Here is an 18,690-nt window from a genome sequence, read left to right as displayed (position 1 = left end):
CGCCGATACGTTCACGAAGACCGGTCGAGTCATACGACTCGACCGGTTTTCGTTGCTCCCGACCCTCCGGGGTGCACGGATCCCGGTCCGGGTCCGTCCTGAGCCGCGCCCGCCGAGCCCGTCACCGATACTGAGAAAATGGGCAAACTCGGGCGATACGTCCCGGCGAGCTGGCGGGGCGACCGGGGACTGTCGAAGGCCGGGCCGCCAGAGGCCGGCCGGGAGGCCCGCCGCCCTTCGGCCGGCCGGCGTGGGCTGTCCTGGCTGAAGCCGCGCAGCGTCGCCGGACAGGTCTTCCTGCTGCAACTGGCGGTCGTCGTGCTGCTCATCACCACGGCCGTGGTGGTGCTCGTGATCCAGGACCGCAACCGCGCCATCCGGGAGGCCGGCGACCGGTCGCTGGTGGCGGCCGAGTCGTTCGCGAACGCCCCGGGGACCGCGCAGGCGATGAAGAGCGACGACCCGACGGCTGCACTCCAGCCGGAGGCCGAGGCGGTGCGCAAGAAGACCGGCGTCGACTACGTCGTGGCGCTGAGCCCCTACGGCTTCCGGTGGACCCACCCGGACCCGGACCAGATCGGCAAGCACGTCTCCACGTCCTACGGCCAGGCGCTCGAGGGCGAGCCCCACCAGACCACGTTCGACAGCAGTCTGGGGAAGGCGGTCGACTCGACGGTGGCCGTCTTCGACACGAAGGGGACCGCGGTCGGCCTCGTCACCGTAGGGGTCACGGTGGACAAGGTGACCAGCGTGGTGCAGGACCAGCTGCCGGTGCTGTTCGCCGCCGGCGGTGTCGCGCTGCTGCTGGCCGCGGGCGGGTCGGCACTGGTCAGCGGACGTCTGCGGCGCCAGACCGGGGGCCTGGGACCGGTCGAGATGACCCGCATGTACGAGCACCACGACGCGGTGCTGCACGCGGTCCGCGAAGGCGTGATCATCCTGGACGGCGACGGAAGGCTGCTGCTGGTCAACGACGAGGCGCGGCGGCTCCTCGCGCTGCCGCCGGAGGCCGAGGGCAGACCGGTCACCGCGTTCGGGCTGAGCCCGGCTCTGGCCGAGCTGCTGGGATCGGGCCGGGCGGCCACGGACGAGGTCTTCCCGGCCGGCGACATCCTGCTCGCGGTCAACGTGCGGCCGGTGGGCGCGCGAGGGGGCAGCGTGGCCACCCTGCGGGACACCACGGAGCTGCGCGCCCTGGCCGGCCGGGCGGACGTGGCGGGCGGGCGCCTGCAACTGCTCTACGAGGCCAGCACGCGGATCGGTACCACCCTCGACATGCAGCGCACCGCGGAGGAGCTGACCGAGGTGGCGGTCCCGCGCTTCGCCGACTTCGCCACCATCGAGCTGGTGGAGCCCGTGCTGCGCGGCGGTGAACCGACAGGGGCGAGTACGGACATGCGCCGCGTCGCGGCCGCGGGCATCAGGGACGACGCGCCCCTCTACCCCGTCGGCAGGCGCATGCACTACGCGCCCGACAACCCCGTGGCCACCGGGATGGCCACCGGCCGGCCGGTCCTGGTGGCGCACCTCGCCATGGCCGACGGATGGCGGGCCCAGAACCCGGAGCGGGCCCGGCAGGTCCTCGCGTACGGGATCCACTCCATGATCTCGGTGCCGCTGCGGGCCCGAGGCCAACTGCTGGGGGTCGTGGCGTTCTGGCGTTCGGAGCAGGACACCTTCGAGTCGGACGACCTGTCACCCGCCGAGGAACTCGCCGCCCGGGCGGCCGTGTGCATCGACAACGCGCGCCGCTACACCCGCGAGCACACCACGGCCGTCACCCTCCAGCGCAGCCTGCTACCCGGCAGACTCCCCGAGCTGTCCGCCCTGGAGGTCGGGCACCGGTACCTGCCCGCCCGGGCGGGGGTGGGCGGCGACTGGTACGACGTCATCCCGCTGCCGGGGGCGCGGGTGGCGCTGGTCGTCGGTGACGTCGTCGGACACGGGTTGCACGCCGCCGCGACGATGGGCCGTCTGCGGACCGCGGTGCACAACTTCGCCGCCCTGGACCTGCCTCCGGACGAGCTGCTGATGCATCTGGACGAGCTGATCACCCGGATCGACCAGGACGCGGCGGCCGAGGGCAACACCGAGGCCGTCACCGGGGCCACCTGCCTGTACGCGGTCTACGATCCGGTCACCGGGTGGTGTGTTCTCGCCCGGGCCGGTCATCCCGGTCCGGCGCTGGTCTCCCCCGACGGCTCCGTGACCTTCCCCGACATCCCGGTCGCACCGCCCCTCGGGGCGGGCGGGGGGCTTCCGGTGGAGACGGCCGAACTCCGGCTGGCCGCCGACAGCCGGCTGGTCCTCTACACCGACGGCCTGGTCGAGGCCCGCGACCGTGACATCGACGTCGGGCTCGGCATGCTGGGGGCGGCGCTCGCCGACACGGACGGCGACACCCCGGACGAGACCTGCCGGGCGGTGCTCGACGCGATGCTGCGCACCAGGTCGCTCGACGACGTCGCCCTGCTCGTCGCCCGCACCCGGCTGCTCGACCCGGAGCAGGTCGGGGAGTGGGAGGTGCCCGGGGACCCCGCGGCCGTGCCCCGGGTCCGGGCCGAGGCCACCCGCAAGCTGGAGTCCTGGGGACTCGGCGAGGCCGCCTTCACGACCGAGCTGATCGTCAGCGAACTGGTCACGAACGCCGTCCGGTACGGGAAGGGCCCCATCCGTCTGCGGCTGCTGCACGACCGCGACAGCCTGATCTGCGAGGTCGGCGACGGCAACAGCACCTCACCGCACCTGCGCCGCGCGGCCTTCACCGACGAGGGGGGCCGTGGTCTGTTTCTCGTCGCGCAGATGTCCCGCCGCTGGGGGACCCGGTACACCGACCGAGGCAAGATCATCTGGGCCGAACAGGCACTCGGTGCCGGGGCCGCCGGGGATCTGGGCGGTGTCCTGATGGCGGACCTGTGAGGCGGGAGGGCATCGGGACCGCTCCCCGCGCGGCGCCGGGGTGTGCGCGGGCCCGGAGCGTTCAGGAGCCGCCGGCGACCGTGAAGTACGGGATCTTGGCCGGGTCCTGGCCGAAAGCGGCCCCGAGATAGACGGCCGACAGTTTGGTGAGCGTCCCGTCGTCGATCAGCTGCCTGATGACCCGGTCCAGCTCGTCCTTGTCGGGTGACCCCTTCGGATACAGGGCGCCGTACCCCTGGTCGGTCCGGTACTGGCCCACGAGGCGTACCCTGCCCGCCCGCTTCTGGGGGTACGCCAGCAGAATCGTCGTGTCGTGGACGACCGCGTCGATCCGTCCCTTCTCCAGCGCCTCGACCATCTCGGGGTCGTTGGGATAGGCGGTGACGGGCTTGGTGGGCTTGAGGCGGTTCTCGACGAACTCCTCGCCCGTGGTGCCCTCGGCCACTCCGATACGGACGTCGCGGATGTCGGCCTCGCCGATCTTCTCACCGTCCCTGATCAGCACTCCCAGGGTCGAGGAGAGGTAGGGCGGGGAGAACTCGGCGACCTTGCTCCGCTGCGGGGTGATCGTGATCTGCGCCAGGGCCAGGTCGAAGTCCTTGGTCCGGCCGGACACGACCTCCGGAAAGGGGGCGTTCTCCACCTTCACCCGGTCGAGTCCGGACCGGTAGGCGATGTTGGCGGCCATGCAGTACTCGTAGCCGCTCTTGACGGAGTCCGGCGTGTCGCCGTTCCACCAGCCGGGAGCGGGCAGGGTCGTCTTGACCGTGAGGGCGCCCGGCGTCCGGGGTGACAGGTGGAACTCCCCGTGGTGTCCCGAGACCGGGCAGTCGCCGTAGTGGGGCTTCGACGACTCCGACCCGCCCTGGTCACAGGCCGATGTCGCGACGATGAGCACCACGCCGACAGTCAGAGAGACGATCGCTGCCGCGGCGCGCATCATTGCACCTCCGGTAGGGGCATAATCCTCGGATCACCATAAATCACTCCGCACCCTACGACTGCCGGCGCCACGAGCCGCGTGGCGGACTCCGGGGCGCGGCGGGCATCCGGTGCGCGAGCCCTCCGAGGACGGCGCCGGCCGAGATCACCCTCCCCACTCCCCCGCGGACCTGCCGGCACCGCCCTCTACGCGCGGTGCACACCGATGTGGGGCATATCTCCCCGCCTTCAAGATCGCGCAGGTCAGGGCGTCGGCGACGATCTTCCTGGCGACCCCGAACGGCCTCTCCGAGTGGCCGCCCCCAGCGGGCGAGCCTAGCTTCGTACTAAAATTTCCGGCTTGTTACGGAGCTGGACCGGACAACCCCAGGCAGACCTGCGGGCCCGCCGGCGCCCCGGAGGCTTCCGGGATCGAGACGCGAGGACCGATGGCAGCCACCCACGAGAGCAGTGCTCTCGGCCTGCTCGACGAAGAAATCCGCGCACAACTCGGCGACACGGCCCGTTTCTCCGGTGGTCCCGCCACCTCTCCCCGCACCCTGGTCGACATCTTCGACGCGTCCGTGCGGTCGTTCCCGGACGAGCTCGCCCTGGACGACGGCGGCACCCCCCTGACCTACCGCGCCCTCGCCGTCGAGGTGGACGGCCTGCGGCGCCGGCTCTGCGCCGCGGGGGTCGGGCTCGGCGACCGGGTGGGCATCCGGGTCCCGTCCGGCACCAACGACCTCTATGTGGCGATCCTCGCCGTCCTCGCCGCCGGCGCGGCCTACGTCCCGGTGGACGCCGAGGACCCCGACGAGCGGGCCGAGCTGGTCTTCGGCGAGGCGGACGTGCGGGCCGTAGTCGGCGCCGGGCACGAGATCGCCGTCCACGGCACGCCTACGGCCGCCGCAGGCCGCCCCGGCACCGAGCACGACGCCTGGATCATCTTCACCTCCGGCTCCACCGGCAAGCCCAAGGGCGTCGCCGTCGGTCACCGCAGCGCCGCCGCCTTCGTGGACGCCGAGGCCGCGCTGTTCCTCACCGACGAGCCGATCGGGCCCGGCGACCGGGTCATGGCCGGGCTCTCCGTGGCCTTCGACGCCTCCTGCGAGGAGATGTGGCTGGCCTGGCGCTACGGGGCCTGCCTGGTGCCGGTGCCCCGCTCCCAGGTCCGCAGCGGCGCCGATCTGGGGCCCTGGCTGGTCGAGCAGGAGATCACGGTCGTCTCCACGGTGCCCACGCTGGCCGCGCTGTGGGAGCCCGAGACCCTCAACGACGTACGGCTGCTGATCTTCGGCGGTGAGGCCTGCCCGCCCGAGCTGGTGCAGCGACTCGTGACGGAGGGGCGGGAGGTCTGGAACACGTACGGGCCGACCGAGGCCACCGTCGTCGCCTGCGCCTCCCTGATGTCCGGCGAGGAGCCGATCCGGATCGGGCTGCCGCTCAGGGGCTGGGAGCTGGCCGTCGTGGACGAGGCCGGGGAACCGGTGCCGCTCGGCGGCAGCGGGCAGCTGGTCATCGGCGGGGTCGGGCTCGCGCGCTATCTCGACGCCGAGAAGGACGCGGAGAAGTACGCGCCGCTGAAGTCGCTGGGCTGGGAGCGCGCGTACCGCAGCGGCGACCTGGTGCGCGCCGACGCCGAGGGGCTCGTCTTCCTCGGGCGCGCCGACGAGCAGATCAAGCTCGGCGGACGGCGGATCGAGCTGGGCGAGGTGGACGCCGCCCTCCAGGCGCTGCCCGGTGTCGCGGGGGCCGCCGCCGCCGTGCGGACCGCCCGCGGCGGCAACCAGCTCCTGGTCGGATACGTCGTGCCGCAGGACGGCTGGGACCAGGCGGTGGCCGTGGAGCGGCTGCGCGCCGAGCTGCCCGCCGCCCTGGTGCCGCTGCTCGCGCCGGTGGCCGACCTGCCGACCCGCACCTCGGGCAAGGTGGACCGCAACGCCCTGCCCTGGCCCCTGGAGGGCCTGGAGACGGGCGGCCCGGCCGAGCGGCTCTACGGCACCGAGGCCTGGCTGGCGGAGCAGTGGACCGAGGTCCTCGGCATCCCCGTCGGCGGTGCCCGGGACGACTTCTTCGCGATCGGCGGCAGCAGCCTCGCCGCCGCCCGGCTGACGACGCGGCTGCGCACCCGGTACCCCGGCGCGGCCGTCCTCGACATCTACCAGCAGCCCACCCTGCGCAAGCTGGCCCGGCGCCTGGAGAGGTCGGCGCAGGACGACGGGGCGACCCGCGTCGTCGCGCCGGTGCCCGCGCGCGCCCAGGTGATCCAGACGCTGCTGCTGGTACCGCTGTTCACGCTGATGGGGCTGCGCTGGACGGTGCCGCTGGCGGCGCTCGGCAACCTGCTGCCCAGGTACGCGTGGCTGCCGACCGCCCCGTGGTGGCTGGTCGTCTCCGCCGCCCTGCTGCTGTTCAGCCCGCCCGGACGGCTCGCGATCGCCGCGGGCGGGGCACGGCTGCTGCTGCGCGGGCTGCGGCCGGGACGGTACGCCCGCGGTGGCGGCGTCCATCTGCGGCTGTGGACGGCCGAGCGGCTGGCCGAGTTCAGCGGGGCGACCTCGCTGACCGGGTCCTGGCTGGAGCGCTACGCGCGGGCCCTGGGCGCCAGGGTCGGGCCGGACGTGGATCTGCACTCGCTTCCCCCGGTGACCGGCATGCTGAAGCTCGGCCGGGGCGCCGCCGTGGAGTCCGAGGTGGATCTGTCCGGCTGGTGGCTGGACGGAGACCGGCTGGAGGTCGGGGCGGTCAAGGTGGGCGCGCACGCCGTCGTCGGCACGCGCAGCATGCTCTTCCCCGGCGCCCGGGTCGGCAAGCGGGCCGAGGTGGCGCCGGGATCGGCGGTCACCGGCCAGGTCCCCACCGGTCAGCGGTGGGCGGGCGCGCCCGCGGTCAAGCTCGGCAAGGCCAAGCGCAACTGGCCCAAGGAACGGCCGGCGCGGGGCACGTACTGGCGTGTGCTGTACGGCGTGGCCGGTTTCGCGCTGACCTCGCTTCCGGTGCTGGCGGCCGGCGCCGCCCTGGCGGTGGCGGGCCGCTTCGTGACCCCGGGCGCCGGACTCGGCGAAGCCCTCCGGGGCGCCGCGCTCGCCCTGGTCCCGGCCACGCTCGCCTTCGGTCTGGCGTACGCCGTGCTGCTGCTGGTCGCCGTACGGCTGCTGAGCGTCGGTCTGCGCGAGGGCACCCATCCCACGCACAGCAGGATCGGCTGGCAGGCCTGGACCGTCACGCAGCTCATGGACCACTCGCGCGAGACCCTCTTCCCGCTGTACGCGGGGCTGGTCACGCCGGTGTGGCTGCGGTTGCTCGGGATGCGGATCGGCAAGGGCGCCGAGGTGTCGACGGTCCTGGCGCTGCCCAGCCTGACCACGGTCGGTGAGGGCGCGTTCCTGGCCGACGACACGCTGACCGCGCCGTACGAGCTCGGCGGCGGCTGGATGCGGATCGGGCGGGCGGAGATCGGCCGGCGGGCGTTCCTCGGCAACTCGGGGATGACCGCGCCGGGGCGGAGCGTGCCGGACGGCGGCCTGGTGGGGGTGCTGTCGGCGACGCCGAAGAAGGCGAAGAAGGGCAGCTCGTACCTGGGGCTGCCGCCGGTGAAGCTGCCGCGGAACACGAGCGGCGGCGACCAGAGCCGGACGTACGAGCCGCCCGCGCGGCTGCTGTGGGCGCGTGCCCTGGTGGAGCTGTGCCGGATCGTGCCGGTGTTCTGTTCGGCGGGGCTGGCCGTGCTGACGGTGGCGGCGCTGTGCGCGCTGGGCGCCTGGGCGCCGCTGCTGTCGGGGCTCGTCCTGCTCGGGGCGGGGGGCGCGGCGGCCGTCGTCTCGATCGTCGCCAAGTGGCTGCTCGTCGGGCGGCACCGCGGCGGCGAGCATCCGCTGTGGTGCGGCTTCGTGTGGCGCAACGAGCTGGCGGACACGTTCGTGGAGGTCGTGGCGGTGCCGTGGCTGGCGGGCGCCGTGCCGGGCACGCCGGTGATGACGGCGTGGCTGCGCGGGCTCGGCGCACGGATCGGCAGGGGCGCGTGGGTGGAGAGCTACTGGCTGCCCGAGTCGGATCTGGTGACGATCGGGGACGGCGCGACGGTCAACCGTGGCTGCGTCCTGCAGACTCACCTCTTCCACGACCGGATCTTGCGGACGGATACTGTGGTCCTCCGTGAGGGTGCCACGCTGGGCCCTGGCGGGATCGTGCTGCCCGGCAGCACGGTCGGGGCCCGGACGACCCTGGGTCCCGCGTCGCTCGTCATGGCCGCGGAGTCCGTCCCGGACGACACCCGCTGGCTCGGCAACCCGATCGAGGCATGGCGTCCCTGAGAAGGGGCTACCCGGAGTCGGTGGGCGGTGCACCGGCGGCGGGTGGTTCGAGCACAGGTCAGGGAGCGGACGCGGAAGTGGCAGTTCAGCAGTCGGTCGGGCCGGATCCGTACTTCCCGGCGAACGGTGATTCCCGTTACCGGGTGCACCGCTACGAGCTCACGCTGGACTACCGGCCCGCCCCCAACCGGCTGTCGGGCGCGGCACGGATCAACGCCATCGTGGGACGCTCGGCGCTGCCCGAGTTCCAGCTGAACCTGGCCGACTTCAAGATCGGTCGGGTCCGGGTGGACGGCCGGCCTGCGCACTACACCCACCGCGGCGGCCGTCTGCGCGTGCGACCGGCCAAGCCGCTGCGCGCCGGGGCCGCCTTCACCGTCGAGGTGCACTGGTCGGGCAACCCCAAGCCGGTGAACAGCCCGTGGGGCGAGATCGGCTGGGAGGAGCTGGGCGACGGCGCGCTGGTGGCGAGCCAGCCCGTCGGGGCGCCCTCCTGGTACCCGTGCAACGACCGCCCCGCGGACAAGGCGTCGTACCTGATATCGGTCACGACACCGTCGGCGTACTCGGTGGTGGCGGGCGGCCGGCTGCTGACGCGGACCACGAAGGCCTCGACGACCACGTGGGTGTACGAGCAGTCGGCGCCGACGTCGAGCTATCTGGTCGGCCTGTCGATAGGGAAGTACCAGACCGTCCTGCTGGGCGACCCCGGACTCGGGGGCATCCCCCAGCACGGGCACCTGCCGGCGGAGCTGCTGGCGGAGTTCTCGCGGGACTTCGCGCGGCAGCCCGGAATGATGCACCTCTTCCAACAGCTCTTCGGGCCCTACCCGTTCGACGAGTACGCGGTCGTGGTGACGGAGGAGGAGCTCGATGTCCCCGTCGAGGCCCAGGGGTTGTCGCTGTTCGGAGCCAACCACGTGGACGGCGCGCGGACTTCGGAGCGACTGGTGGCGCACGAGCTGGCGCACCAGTGGTTCGGCAACAGTGTGTCCATCGCCGACTGGCGGCACATCTGGCTGAACGAGGGGTTCGCGAAGTACGCGGAGTGGCTGTGGTCGGAGCGGTCGGGCGGGCGCAGCGCCCAGCGGCTCGCCGCGGTCGCGCACCGGTCGCTGTCCTCGCTGCCGCAGGACCTGCGGCTCGCCGACCCCGGCCGCAAGTCGATGTTCGACGACCGGCTCTACGAGCGCGGCGGGCTCACCGTGCACGCGTTGCGCTGCGCGCTCGGCGACGACGCGTTCTTCCGGATGCTGCGTGCCTGGCTCGGACTGCACCGGGGTGGGTCGGTGACGACGTCGACGCTCGTCGCTCACGTGGCCCGGTTCGCGCCGGAGCCGCTGGACGAGCTGTTCGAGGCGTGGGTGTACGGCACGGCGCTGCCACCGCTGCCGGTCCCGACGCCGGCCCGCGGCGCGGAGTCCGCGTAGCGCTCCGCTGTGGTCGCTGTGGGTGTCGGCCCGGTGCCGAACCCGCGGGCCGGTGGGGGCCGAGCGCGCAGTTCCCCGCGTCTCTGAGGGGAGCGGCCCCGCACGGGGGGGATCTGATCGCGCGGCTCACGCGCCCCCGAGGGGCGTGGCCCCTCACCTGGTGTGAGGGGTGGGCAGGCACAATGGGGCCATGGCTCGACGTATCGCCCGTGCTCGGAGCGCCTCCGGCGCCGCTCGTACCTCCCCCGGCGTCTCCGGCGGCTGTCCGTGCGGCCGCTCCCTGCCGTACGAGGCCTGCTGCGGGCGCTACCACTCGGGCGCCGAGGCCGCGCCGACCGCCGAGGCGCTCATGCGGTCGCGGTACTGCGCCTTCGTGCGGGGTGACGTGGGGTATCTGCTGCGGACGTGGCATCCACGGACGCGGCCGGAGCGGCTCGCACTCGATCCGGGGATGCGGTGGACGGGGCTGGAGATCCTCGGGGCCGCGGACGGCAGCGCCTTCCACGCGACCGGGACCGTGGAGTTCCGGGCCTCCTACCGGGGCGGCGCGCTCCACGAGCGCAGCCGGTTCGAGCGGGTGGCCGGGGCGTGGGTGTACGTGGACGGGGAGTTCCCCGAGGCCCCCTGACCGCGGGCTACGGCGCCAGGATGTCCAGTTCCTGGAGGGCGCCGACCGTGATCTCCCGGGTGAGCTGCTCCGCGCGGGCCGCGTCGCCCTCGCGGACCGCTTCCGCGACCTGGACGTGCAGGGTGACGGCGGCCGGGTCGGGGTCCTCGAACATGACCTCGTGGTGGGTGCGGCCCGCCAGGACCTCGGCGACGACGTCGCCGAGGCGGGCGAACATCTCGTTGCCCGAGGCGGCGAGGATCACCCGGTGGAAGGCGACGTCGTGGACGAGGTATCCCTCCAGCCGGTGGCCGCGTGAGTTGGCCACCATGCCGAGGGCGCACTCCGTGAGTTCGGCGCACTGCTCCGCCGTGGCGTGTTTCGCCGCCAGGCCCGCCGCCACCGGCTCGATCGCCGAGCGCAGGACGGTGAGCGAGCGCAGTTGGTGCGGGCGGTCGGCGCCGGCCATCCGCCAGCGGATGACCTGCGGGTCGTAGACGTTCCACGCGGACCGGGGGCGGACCGTCACGCCCACGCGGCGGCGGGACTCGACCAGGTGCATGGATTCCAGGACGCGGACCGCCTCGCGCATGACCGAGCGGGAGACGTCGAAGCGCTGGGCCAGTTCGTCGGTGCGCAGAACGCTGCCCGGCGGGTACTCACCCGCGGTGATCGCGGGGCCCAGGGCGTCCAGTACTTGGCCGTGCAGACCCCGGCCCGGAGTGGTCATGCACTCAGAGTACGGGGTAGATCACCGAGCCAAAAAGTCAGACTTATTTGTCACACACTCTTGAATTCGTCGTACCTAATCGGCTTCAGTGTCGTCGGCGCCCGTTGGCGTCGGACGTCGAGCAGACAGCGAGGCAGAGATGCGTACCCCCCATGTCGTCGTGGTGATGGGCGTCGCCGGCACGGGCAAGACCACCATCGGTCCCCTGCTCGCCGCCCGGCTGGGCGTTCCGTACGCCGAGGGCGACGACTTCCACCCGCAGGCCAACATCGACAAGATGTCGGCCGGCACCCCGCTCGACGACGGCGACCGGTGGCCGTGGCTCGACGCCATCGGCGGCTGGGCGGACTCGCGGGCCGGGCTCGGCGGGGTCGTCAGCTGCTCGGCGCTGAAGCGGTCGTACCGCGACCGGCTGCGAGCGGCCGCCCCGGGGGTCGTCTTCGTCCACCTCGCGGGCGACCGGGCGCTGATCGAGGACCGCATGGCGCACCGGCAGGGCCATTTCATGCCGACCGCGCTGCTCGACTCCCAGTTCGCCACGCTCCAGCCCCTCCAGGCGGACGAGGCGGGCGTCGTCGTCGACGTCCTGGGCAGCCCGGAGGCCATCACCGGGCGGGCCGTGGCCGCGCTCGACGCGCTTCCCCAGCCTGCCTGACCCCCCGCACCCCCCACTTCCCTTCCCCTCCCCCTCCCATATCTGCAAAGGGATTCACCCGTGACCAGACTCAGTGTCGAGATGCTGGCAGCGGACACCGTCGAGCCGATCACCTCGGCCGGCCACGCGCAGCTGGGCATCGCCGTTCTGGCGGGCATCGCCGTGATCGTCCTGCTCATCACCCAGTTCAAGCTCCACGCCTTCCTGGCGCTGACCATCGGCTCGCTCGCGCTCGGCGCGTTCGCCGGGGCGCCGCTCGACAAGGCCATCGCCTCGTTCACCACCGGGCTCGGCGCCACCGTCGCCGGAGTGGGCGTGCTGATCGCGCTCGGCGCGATCCTCGGCAAGATGCTCGCGGACTCCGGCGGCGCCGACCAGATCGTGGACACGATCCTCGCCAGGGCGGGCGGTCGCTCGATGCCGTGGGCGATGGTGCTGATCGCCTCCGTCATCGGCCTGCCGCTGTTCTTCGAGGTCGGCGTGGTGCTGCTGATCCCCGTCGTGCTGATGGTCGCCAAGCGGGGCAACTACTCGCTCATGCGGATCGGCATCCCGGCGCTGGCAGGTCTGTCGGTGATGCACGGACTGGTCCCGCCGCACCCCGGTCCGCTGGTCGCGATCGACGCGGTCGGCGCCAACCTGGGCGTCACCCTGGCGCTCGGCGTGCTCATCGCCGTCCCGACGGTCGTCGTCGCGGGTCCGCTGTTCTCGCGCGTCGCCGCCCGCTGGGTCGACGTCCCCGCCCCCGACCGCATGATTGCGCAGCGAGCCTCCGAGGACCTGGAGAAGCGGCCCGGCTTCGGCGCCACCCTCGCCACCATCCTGCTGCCCGTCGTGCTCATGCTCTCCAAGGCACTGGTCGACATCGTGGTGGACGACCCCGAGCACACCGTCCAGCGCGTCTTCGACGTCGTCGGTTCGCCGCTGATCGCGCTGCTCACCGCCGTACTCGTCGGCATCTTCACCCTGTTGAGGCCCGCCGGGTTCGCCAAGGACCGGATCTCGGGGCTGGTCGAGAAGGGCCTCGCGCCCATCGCGGGCATCCTGCTGATCGTCGGCGCGGGCGGCGGTTTCAAGCAGACGCTGATCGACTGCGGCGTGGGACAGATGGTCCTGGACATCTCCGAGGACTGGTCGATCCCGGCGCTGCTGCTGGCCTGGCTGATCGCGGTGACCATCCGGCTGGCGACCGGTTCGGCGACCGTGGCGACGATCTCGGCGGCCGGCCTCGTCGCGCCGCTCGCGGCCGACATGTCGACCACGCACACCGCCCTGCTGGTCCTCGCCATAGGCGCCGGCTCGCTGTTCTTCAGCCATGTCAACGACGCGGGCTTCTGGCTGGTGAAGGAGTACTTCGGGCTCACCGTCGGCCAGAACGTCAAGACCTGGTCGGTCATGGAGACCATCATCTCCGTGGTCGCCGGCGGACTGGTCCTGCTCCTCTCCCTGGTCATCTAGCGGCACCGCGGGCAGGAAGGAGTACGCGATGAGTCACCCCCTGTTCGACATCGGCGGCCGGACCGCCCTGGTCACCGGCTCCAGCCGGGGCATCGGTCTCGCGCTGGCCCGGGGCCTCGCCGAGGCCGGCTGCACGGTGGTCCTCAACGGGCGCGACGCGGACCGTCTCGAACGGGCGGCCGCCGGTCTGCCCGGCGAGGTGCGCACGAGCGTGTTCGACGTCACCGACGGCCCCTCGGTGCGGGCCGGGGTGGCCGAGATCGAGGAGCGGGTCGGCCCGCTCGACATCCTGGTCAACAACGCGGGCATGCAACTGCGCGCCCCGCTCCTGGAGTTCGCCGACTCCGACTGGCACCGGCTGCTGGACACCAACCTCACCAGCGCGTTCCTGGTGGGCCGGGAGGCCGCCCGCGGGATGACGGCACGCGGCCACGGGAAGATCGTCAACATCTGCTCGCTCCAGAGCGAGGTGGCCCGCCCGGGCATCGCGCCCTACGCGGCCACCAAGGGCGCGCTGAAGATGCTGACCAAGGGCATGTGCGCGGACTGGGGGCCGTACGGCGTCCAGGTCAACGGGCTCGGTCCCGGCTACATCGAGACCGAGCTGACCGAACCCCTGGTGCGGGACGAGGAGTTCAGCGCGTGGGTGCGGCGCCGCACCCCGGCCGGACGGTGGGGCCGCACCGAGGACCTGGTGGGCGGGGTGCTGTTCCTCGCCTCGCCCGCCGCGGACTTCGTCAGCGGGCAGGTGCTGTACGTCGACGGCGGTATGACGAGTGTGCTCTGAAGGGGCGTGACGCGGAATGCTCGGTTGTGTGATCCACGGTCAGGGCGACCTGCGCGTCGAGGAGCTGGCGTCGCCGGTGCCAGGACCGGGCCAGGCGCTCGTCGCCGTCCGCTACGGCGGGGTCTGCGGCTCGGACCTGCACTACTGGCGGCACGGCGGGGTCGGTGACTTCCGTCTGAAGGAGCCGATGGTGCCGGGGCACGAGGTGGTGGGGACGGTCGTCGCGTACGGCTCCGCCACCCCCTCCCCCGCGCGTCCCCCCGCCGGTACGCCGGTCGCCGTGCACCCGGCCACCCCGTGCGGGGTCTGCCCGGAGTGCGCGGACGGGCGGCGCCATGTCTGCCGGGACACCCGCTACCTCGGCAGCGCGGCCCGGACACCGCACGTACAGGGCGGCTTCGCGGGCGAGATCGTCGTCCCCGTCGAGCAGCTGCGGCCGCTCCCGGGCGGGCTCGGGCCGCGTCGGGCCGCGCTCGCCGAGCCGCTGGCCGTGGCGCTGCACGCCGTGGGGCGGGCCGGACCGGTGGCCGGACGGCACGTCCTGGTCACCGGCGCCGGGCCCATCGGCTGTCTGGTGGTCGCGGCGGCGAAGGCGGCCGGCGCGGCCCGGGTGACCGTGACCGACCTGCTGCCCACCGCGCTCGGCCATGCCGGTGCCGTGGGCGCCGACACCCTCGTACAAGCAGAGGACCCGGCGGATCCCGGGTGGCCGTCGGAGGTGGACGTGGCCGTCGAGGCGTCCGGGGTCGCCGCCGGTCTCGACAGCTGCCTGCGGCTGGTGCGGCGCGGCGGGGTCGTCGTGCAGCTGGGCATGCTGCCGCCGGGGCGAAGTCCGTTCGCCGGGAATCTGGTGGTGAGCCGGGAGATCGAGCTGCGCGGGGCGTTCCGCTTCGACACGGAGTTCGACGCGGCGCTGCGGCTGCTCGCGGCCGAGCCCGCGTTCGACGCCCTGATCAGCGCGGTGGTCCCGGTCCGGGACGCGGAGTCGGCGTTCGCGCTCGCCGCGGACCGCGCACGCTCCTGCAAGGTCCTGCTGGACTTCGGAAGGTGAGCGGCGGACTTCGGGAGTGAGATCAGGGTTCCCGGGCTTCGGCTAGGGGCGCCACAGGCGGTGTTCCCGCTGCGCCCATTCCCGGGTCACCGAGCCCGTGCGCATCCCGCGGCGAGCTTCCGGATCGCCGAGGGCCATGCCGATGTGGCCCGCCAGGACGACGCCGATCGTGAGGGCGAGCCAGTCGTGGACGAAGGTCGCGCTGGTGCGCCACATGATCGGGGTGAGGTGGGTGAACCACATGAGCAGGCCCGTGCCCACCATCACCAGGGTCGCCCCGGCGATCCAGGCCGCGTAGATCTTCTGTCCGGCGTTGAACTTGGCCGCCGGACGCGACAGGCGGCGCTTGTCCCGGCGCAGGGCGGCGCGCAGCCAGCGGCGGTCGTGGGGGCCGAAGCGGTTGAGGTGGCGCAGGTCGGCGCGGAAGGCGCGGGAGGCGAGGCCCGCCAGGACCGGGACGGGCAGCGCCAGGCCCGCCCACTCGTGGACGCGGACCACCAGTTCGCGGCGGCCCACGAGCTGGGCGAACTCGGGGATGTACAGGACGGCGGCCGTGACCACGCACACGCCCATCAGCAGGCCCGTGGTGCGGTGCACCCACCGTTCGGCGCGGGTGAAGCGGGGGATCTCCGTGGTCGCCGGCGGCGCCTCAGCTCGTAGGGTCATCGTCCCGTCCGTTCGAGCGGCCGACCCAGGCGTCGACGTCGTAGCCACGCTCCTCCCAGTAGCCGGGCTTCACCTTCTCGGTGACGGTGATGCCGGAGAGCCACTTGGCGGACTTGTAGAAGTACATGGGCGCCACGTAGAGGCGGACGGGGCCGCCGTGGTCGTGGCCGAGGTCCTTGTCCTGCATGCGCAGGGCGACCAGGACGTCGGCGCGACGGGCCTGGGCGAGGGTGAGGCTCTCGGTGTAGGCGCCGTCGAAGCAGGTGAAGCGGATCGCCCCGGCCTCGGCGCGGACTCCGGCGGCGTCGAGCAGGGCGGACAGCCGGACCCCCTCGAAGGGGGTGCCCGGCACCCGCCAGCCGGTGACGCACTGGACGTCCTTGATCATCCGGGTCTGGGGCAGGGCTTTGAGGTCGGCCAGGGTGTAGGTCGCGGGCCGGTCGACGAGGCCGTCCACGGTGAGGCGGTAGTTCGCCGCGCTCTTGTGCGGGACCGAGGACGTCACCGAGTAGTAGCGGAAGCCGCCGCCGTTGGGGAGCAGACCGGTGAGGCCGGTCGGGTCCTTGTCGGCGGCACTGCCGAGGAAGGCCTCCATGCCGCGCTGGAGCGGGGGCGCCGCGACGACTCCCAGGGCGCCGAGGGCGAGCGTGCCGAGGAAGACCCGCCGGCCGACGGGCGTGCCACGTTCCGCGGGTGCCGCGTCCGGACCGGGTGCCTCGGATGTCTCGGCCGGCTCGGATGGTTCGGGGTTCACTCCTCCATTCGAGCACTCGGGGGCCCATCGGAGCCAGTGATCCCGAGTGGCCGTCAGACTTCCGTCATCACTTCTTACCCGGCTCTCGGACCGAGCGCGGTGGCACGGGCCGTGCGGAAGGCCTGGTGGGGGTCGCGGTCCGGGTAGGACCAGGGTCGGGGGGTGGCGTGCCGGCCGATGCGGTCGAAGAGGGCGGCCGCCTCGGCGCCGCGGCCCTCCAGGACCTTGGCGTGGGCGAGGAAGTTCAGGTCGATCAGGTGGCGGGGATGGTCGTCGTGCTCCCACTCCAGCCACCAGTCGAAGGCGGCCTTCATCACGCCCCGGGTCCGGTCGTCCCGCCAGTGCCCGGAGGCGGCGGGGTCGGCGGGCGCGAAGCCGTGGGCGGCCAGGACGCGGTACCGCTCGGCGTGCGCGACGACCGGGAGGATCGCCAGCGGGGAGTCCGCGGGGGCCTGTTCGGCGGCCCAGGCGGCGAACTCGTACACCTCGTGCAGCGGGTCCGGGCCACCGTCCGGGCGGCGCTCGGCGAGCCGCGCGACCATGAGGTGGTGCGCGTGGTGGTGGTCGCGGTGCCGGGACCGGACCTCCTCGAAGATCCGCACGGCCTCCGCCCCGCCGTCCCGTTCCAGCTGGAGCAGGCCGAGCCAGGGGGTGGGGTCGGCGGGGGCGAGCGCGGCGGCCGAACGGCACGTCGCTCGGGCGACCGCCGCGTCCTCCTCGCCGCGCAGGGTCCGGCGGACCTCGGCCAGCGCGAGCAGGACGGCGGCGTCGACGCTGCCGGGTTCGGCGAGCAGCCACTCGCGGGCCCGGGCGGCCGCACCGGGCTCCAGAGCGAGGACCGCCGTCCGGTGTGCGCGTCGGTCCCAGTCGCTGCCGGTCCGGGCCAGCAGAGAGCGGGCGGGCTGCCGACGGCCCTGCGCCAGCGCGGCTCGGGCGAGGCCGAGGGCGGTGTCGTCCAGGGACGGGTCCGGGGTCCGGGCGAGGCCGAGCGGGGTGTCGCCCGGGGACGGGCCGGGGGTCCGGAGGTCGGGCGCGTGATCGCGGCCGGGAGGGGGCGGGGGTAAGGGCACCGCGCGACTTCCTCGTCTTCCTCGGCGGCGGCTCTGGCACCGGCCTGCGATCGGCCGATCACGCACAGCCAATCCCTAGGGAGCAGTCACCGTCAAGGGTCGGGACGGGGCGACGGACGGCGGCCGCCCCCCGGCGGGCAAATTCCCGGGGCGGAGCGCCGCTGGTGGGACCCCGTGCCCCGGGTGTCGCGGCACCCCTGTGTGGCGTACGCCATGGCGCGGCCCGGCCGGAGCCCACACCATGGCCGTAGGGCCGCCCCCGCACCCCCGGCTCCCCTCCCGGGTGCCGCGGCCGAGTCAACCGCCCGGTCCCGGGTACTCGAGGCGCCGAGTGCGCTGGGACGCTACAGTCGGCCACTACGCATCCCGTCCGTGGTCCGACCGGATGATCGAGGTAGGCAGCGTGTCGGTTCTGGTTCTGGTTCTCGCCGTGAGCGCCGCCTGCTGCCTGGGCTTCGGGTTCGTACTCCAGCAGAACGCGGCCCAGCGGGCACCGCTCGGCGACTTCCTCTCACCACGGCTGCTGCTCGACCTGATGAAGGTGCCGCGCTGGCTGGGCGGCATCGGCCTCATGGTGGCGGGCATGGCGCTGGGCGCGGTGGCGCTCGGACAGGGCGAGATCTCCCTGGTGGAGCCGCTGCTCGCGACCAATCTGCTGTTCGCTCTCGCCCTCTCCCGGCATCAGACGAAACAGTCGCTGGGCCGCCAGGGCTGGGCGGGCCTGGTCCTGCTGGCCGGCGGTGTGACCACCTTCATCGTGGCGGGCGAGCCCCGCGGCGGTAACGCGGTCTCGGATCCGCTGCGGCACTGGCTGATCATCGGGGTGATGGTCGGAGTGGCCCTGCTGCTCACCACGTACGCCAAACGCTCCCGGCTGAGTTCCGGCCCGGTGCTGCTGTCCCTCGCGGCCGGCCTGCTGTACGGCGTCCAGGACGCGCTGACCAGGGTCAGCGGGCAGCGGTTCGGCGCGGGCGGCCTCGGCGAGCTGCTGACCGGCTGGCAGCCGTACGCGGTGCTCGCCCTCGGCGTGACCGGCCTCGTGCTCGTCCAGAGCGCGTTCGAGACGGCGCCCCTGCGGATGTCGCTGCCCGCGCTGACCGCGGCGCAGCCCCTCGCGGGGATCATCTGCGGGGTCGGCTTCCTCGGCGACCGGCTGCGCACCGACACCGGCGCGCTGGCCTGGGAGGCAGCGGGGCTGGCGGCGATCGTCGCGGGCATCGTGCTCCTCGGACTGCACCCGGCGATGCCGCGCGGCACGGCGCCGCGGGAGCGGGTCCCGGACCTCCAGCCCCAGTAGCCGCCGGCGCCGCCGGCGGGGGCTGCTTG

At 73.4% G+C, this 18,690-nt stretch carries 14 protein-coding genes; 9 read left to right on the top strand and 5 right to left on the bottom strand.

Annotated elements, in window-relative coordinates:
* The first annotated feature begins 138 nt into the window (after positions 1-138).
* Positions 139-2,919 (top strand): SpoIIE family protein phosphatase, encoded by a 2,781-nt coding sequence (locus OG440_RS29970; protein ID WP_406009891.1) that lies wholly within the window; start codon positions 139-141, stop codon positions 2,917-2,919.
* Between the two features lie 61 nt (positions 2,920-2,980).
* On the opposite strand, the gene OG440_RS29965 is transcribed toward OG440_RS29970, so the two are convergent.
* Positions 2,981-3,859, bottom strand: a complete 879-nt coding sequence (locus OG440_RS29965) for an ABC transporter substrate-binding protein (protein ID WP_406009890.1) — start codon at positions 3,857-3,859, stop codon at positions 2,981-2,983.
* Between the two features lie 430 nt (positions 3,860-4,289).
* Between OG440_RS29965 and OG440_RS29960 the strand changes: the two genes are divergently transcribed.
* The 3 genes from OG440_RS29960 (at position 4,290) to OG440_RS29950 (ending at position 10,214) form a co-directional block, all read left to right on the top strand.
* The gene (locus OG440_RS29960) at positions 4,290-8,156 is read left to right on the top strand and encodes a Pls/PosA family non-ribosomal peptide synthetase (RefSeq protein ID WP_406009889.1); all 3,867 of its coding nucleotides are present in this window, start codon (positions 4,290-4,292) and stop codon (positions 8,154-8,156) included.
* A gap of 77 nt (positions 8,157-8,233) precedes the next feature.
* Positions 8,234-9,586, top strand: a complete 1,353-nt coding sequence (locus OG440_RS29955) for a M1 family metallopeptidase (RefSeq protein ID WP_406009888.1) — start codon at positions 8,234-8,236, stop codon at positions 9,584-9,586.
* Positions 9,587-9,776: 190 nt separating this feature from the next.
* The gene (locus tag OG440_RS29950; protein WP_406009887.1) at positions 9,777-10,214 is read left to right on the top strand and encodes a YchJ family protein; all 438 of its coding nucleotides are present in this window, start codon (positions 9,777-9,779) and stop codon (positions 10,212-10,214) included.
* 7 nt (positions 10,215-10,221) lie between these two features.
* Here OG440_RS29950 and OG440_RS29945 read toward each other — a convergent pair whose 3' ends face one another.
* Positions 10,222-10,923, bottom strand: a complete 702-nt coding sequence (locus tag OG440_RS29945; protein ID WP_406009886.1) for a FadR/GntR family transcriptional regulator — start codon at positions 10,921-10,923, stop codon at positions 10,222-10,224.
* A 139-nt stretch (positions 10,924-11,062) separates the two neighbouring features.
* Between OG440_RS29945 and OG440_RS29940 the strand changes: the two genes are divergently transcribed.
* Genes OG440_RS29940 through OG440_RS29925 form a run of 4 tightly spaced genes read left to right on the top strand, consistent with a single transcriptional unit; the run spans position 11,063 to position 14,874 of the window.
* Positions 11,063-11,578, top strand: a complete 516-nt coding sequence (locus OG440_RS29940) for a gluconokinase (protein ID WP_406009885.1) — start codon at positions 11,063-11,065, stop codon at positions 11,576-11,578.
* A 60-nt stretch (positions 11,579-11,638) separates the two neighbouring features.
* A complete protein-coding gene (locus tag OG440_RS29935; protein WP_406009884.1) occupies positions 11,639-13,036 on the top strand; it encodes a gluconate:H+ symporter in 1,398 nt (465 codons plus the stop codon).
* A 28-nt stretch (positions 13,037-13,064) separates the two neighbouring features.
* Positions 13,065-13,823 carry an SDR family oxidoreductase gene (locus OG440_RS29930; protein ID WP_406009883.1) on the top strand — a complete coding sequence of 253 codons (759 nt, stop codon included), beginning with the start codon at positions 13,065-13,067 and terminating at the stop codon, positions 13,821-13,823.
* A gap of 16 nt (positions 13,824-13,839) precedes the next feature.
* Entirely contained in the window at positions 13,840-14,874 is a 1,035-nt protein-coding gene (locus tag OG440_RS29925; RefSeq protein ID WP_406009882.1) for an L-idonate 5-dehydrogenase, read from the top strand.
* Positions 14,875-14,916: 42 nt separating this feature from the next.
* On the opposite strand, the gene OG440_RS29920 is transcribed toward OG440_RS29925, so the two are convergent.
* The 3 genes from OG440_RS29920 to OG440_RS29910 all read right to left on the bottom strand — a co-directional run bounded on the left by OG440_RS29920 (position 14,917) and on the right by OG440_RS29910 (position 17,364).
* Positions 14,917-15,540 carry a cytochrome b/b6 domain-containing protein gene (locus OG440_RS29920; protein ID WP_406009881.1) on the bottom strand — a complete coding sequence of 208 codons (624 nt, stop codon included), beginning with the start codon at positions 15,538-15,540 and terminating at the stop codon, positions 14,917-14,919.
* Positions 15,524-16,294, bottom strand: a complete 771-nt coding sequence (locus tag OG440_RS29915; protein ID WP_406009880.1) for a molybdopterin-dependent oxidoreductase — start codon at positions 16,292-16,294, stop codon at positions 15,524-15,526. The genes OG440_RS29920 and OG440_RS29915 overlap by 17 nt, the downstream gene beginning before the upstream one ends.
* 74 nt (positions 16,295-16,368) lie before the next feature.
* A complete protein-coding gene (locus OG440_RS29910; RefSeq protein WP_406009879.1) occupies positions 16,369-17,364 on the bottom strand; it encodes a hypothetical protein in 996 nt (331 codons plus the stop codon).
* 403 nt (positions 17,365-17,767) lie between these two features.
* On the opposite strand from OG440_RS29910, the gene OG440_RS29905 reads away from it, so the two are divergent.
* On the top strand, positions 17,768-18,661 hold the full coding sequence (locus OG440_RS29905) for a DMT family transporter (RefSeq protein WP_406009878.1): 894 nt from the start codon (positions 17,768-17,770) through the stop codon (positions 18,659-18,661).
* Positions 18,662-18,690: the final 29 nt, after the last annotated feature.

This window comes from Streptomyces sp. NBC_00637, from assembly GCF_045161545.1.
GTDB lineage: Bacteria > Actinomycetota > Actinomycetes > Streptomycetales > Streptomycetaceae > Streptomyces.
Note: the sequence above shows the minus strand (reverse complement) of the source record. Positions and strands in the feature narration are given on the sequence as shown.

Bases quoted from the DNA above. Each gene is read 5' to 3' on its own strand.
- OG440_RS29970 (WP_406009891.1), top strand. From the start codon at position 139: ATGGGCAAACTCGGGCGATACGTCCCGGCGAGCTGGCGGGGCGACCGG.
- OG440_RS29965 (WP_406009890.1), bottom strand. From the start codon at position 3,859: ATGCGCGCCGCGGCAGCGATCGTCTCTCTGACTGTCGGCGTGGTGCTC.
- OG440_RS29960 (WP_406009889.1), top strand. From the start codon at position 4,290: ATGGCAGCCACCCACGAGAGCAGTGCTCTCGGCCTGCTCGACGAAGAA.
- OG440_RS29950 (WP_406009887.1), top strand. From the start codon at position 9,777: ATGGCTCGACGTATCGCCCGTGCTCGGAGCGCCTCCGGCGCCGCTCGT.
- OG440_RS29945 (WP_406009886.1), bottom strand. From the start codon at position 10,923: ATGACCACTCCGGGCCGGGGTCTGCACGGCCAAGTACTGGACGCCCTG.
- OG440_RS29940 (WP_406009885.1), top strand. From the start codon at position 11,063: ATGCGTACCCCCCATGTCGTCGTGGTGATGGGCGTCGCCGGCACGGGC.
- OG440_RS29930 (WP_406009883.1), top strand. From the start codon at position 13,065: ATGAGTCACCCCCTGTTCGACATCGGCGGCCGGACCGCCCTGGTCACC.
- OG440_RS29925 (WP_406009882.1), top strand. From the start codon at position 13,840: ATGCTCGGTTGTGTGATCCACGGTCAGGGCGACCTGCGCGTCGAGGAG.
- OG440_RS29920 (WP_406009881.1), bottom strand. From the start codon at position 15,540: ATGACCCTACGAGCTGAGGCGCCGCCGGCGACCACGGAGATCCCCCGC.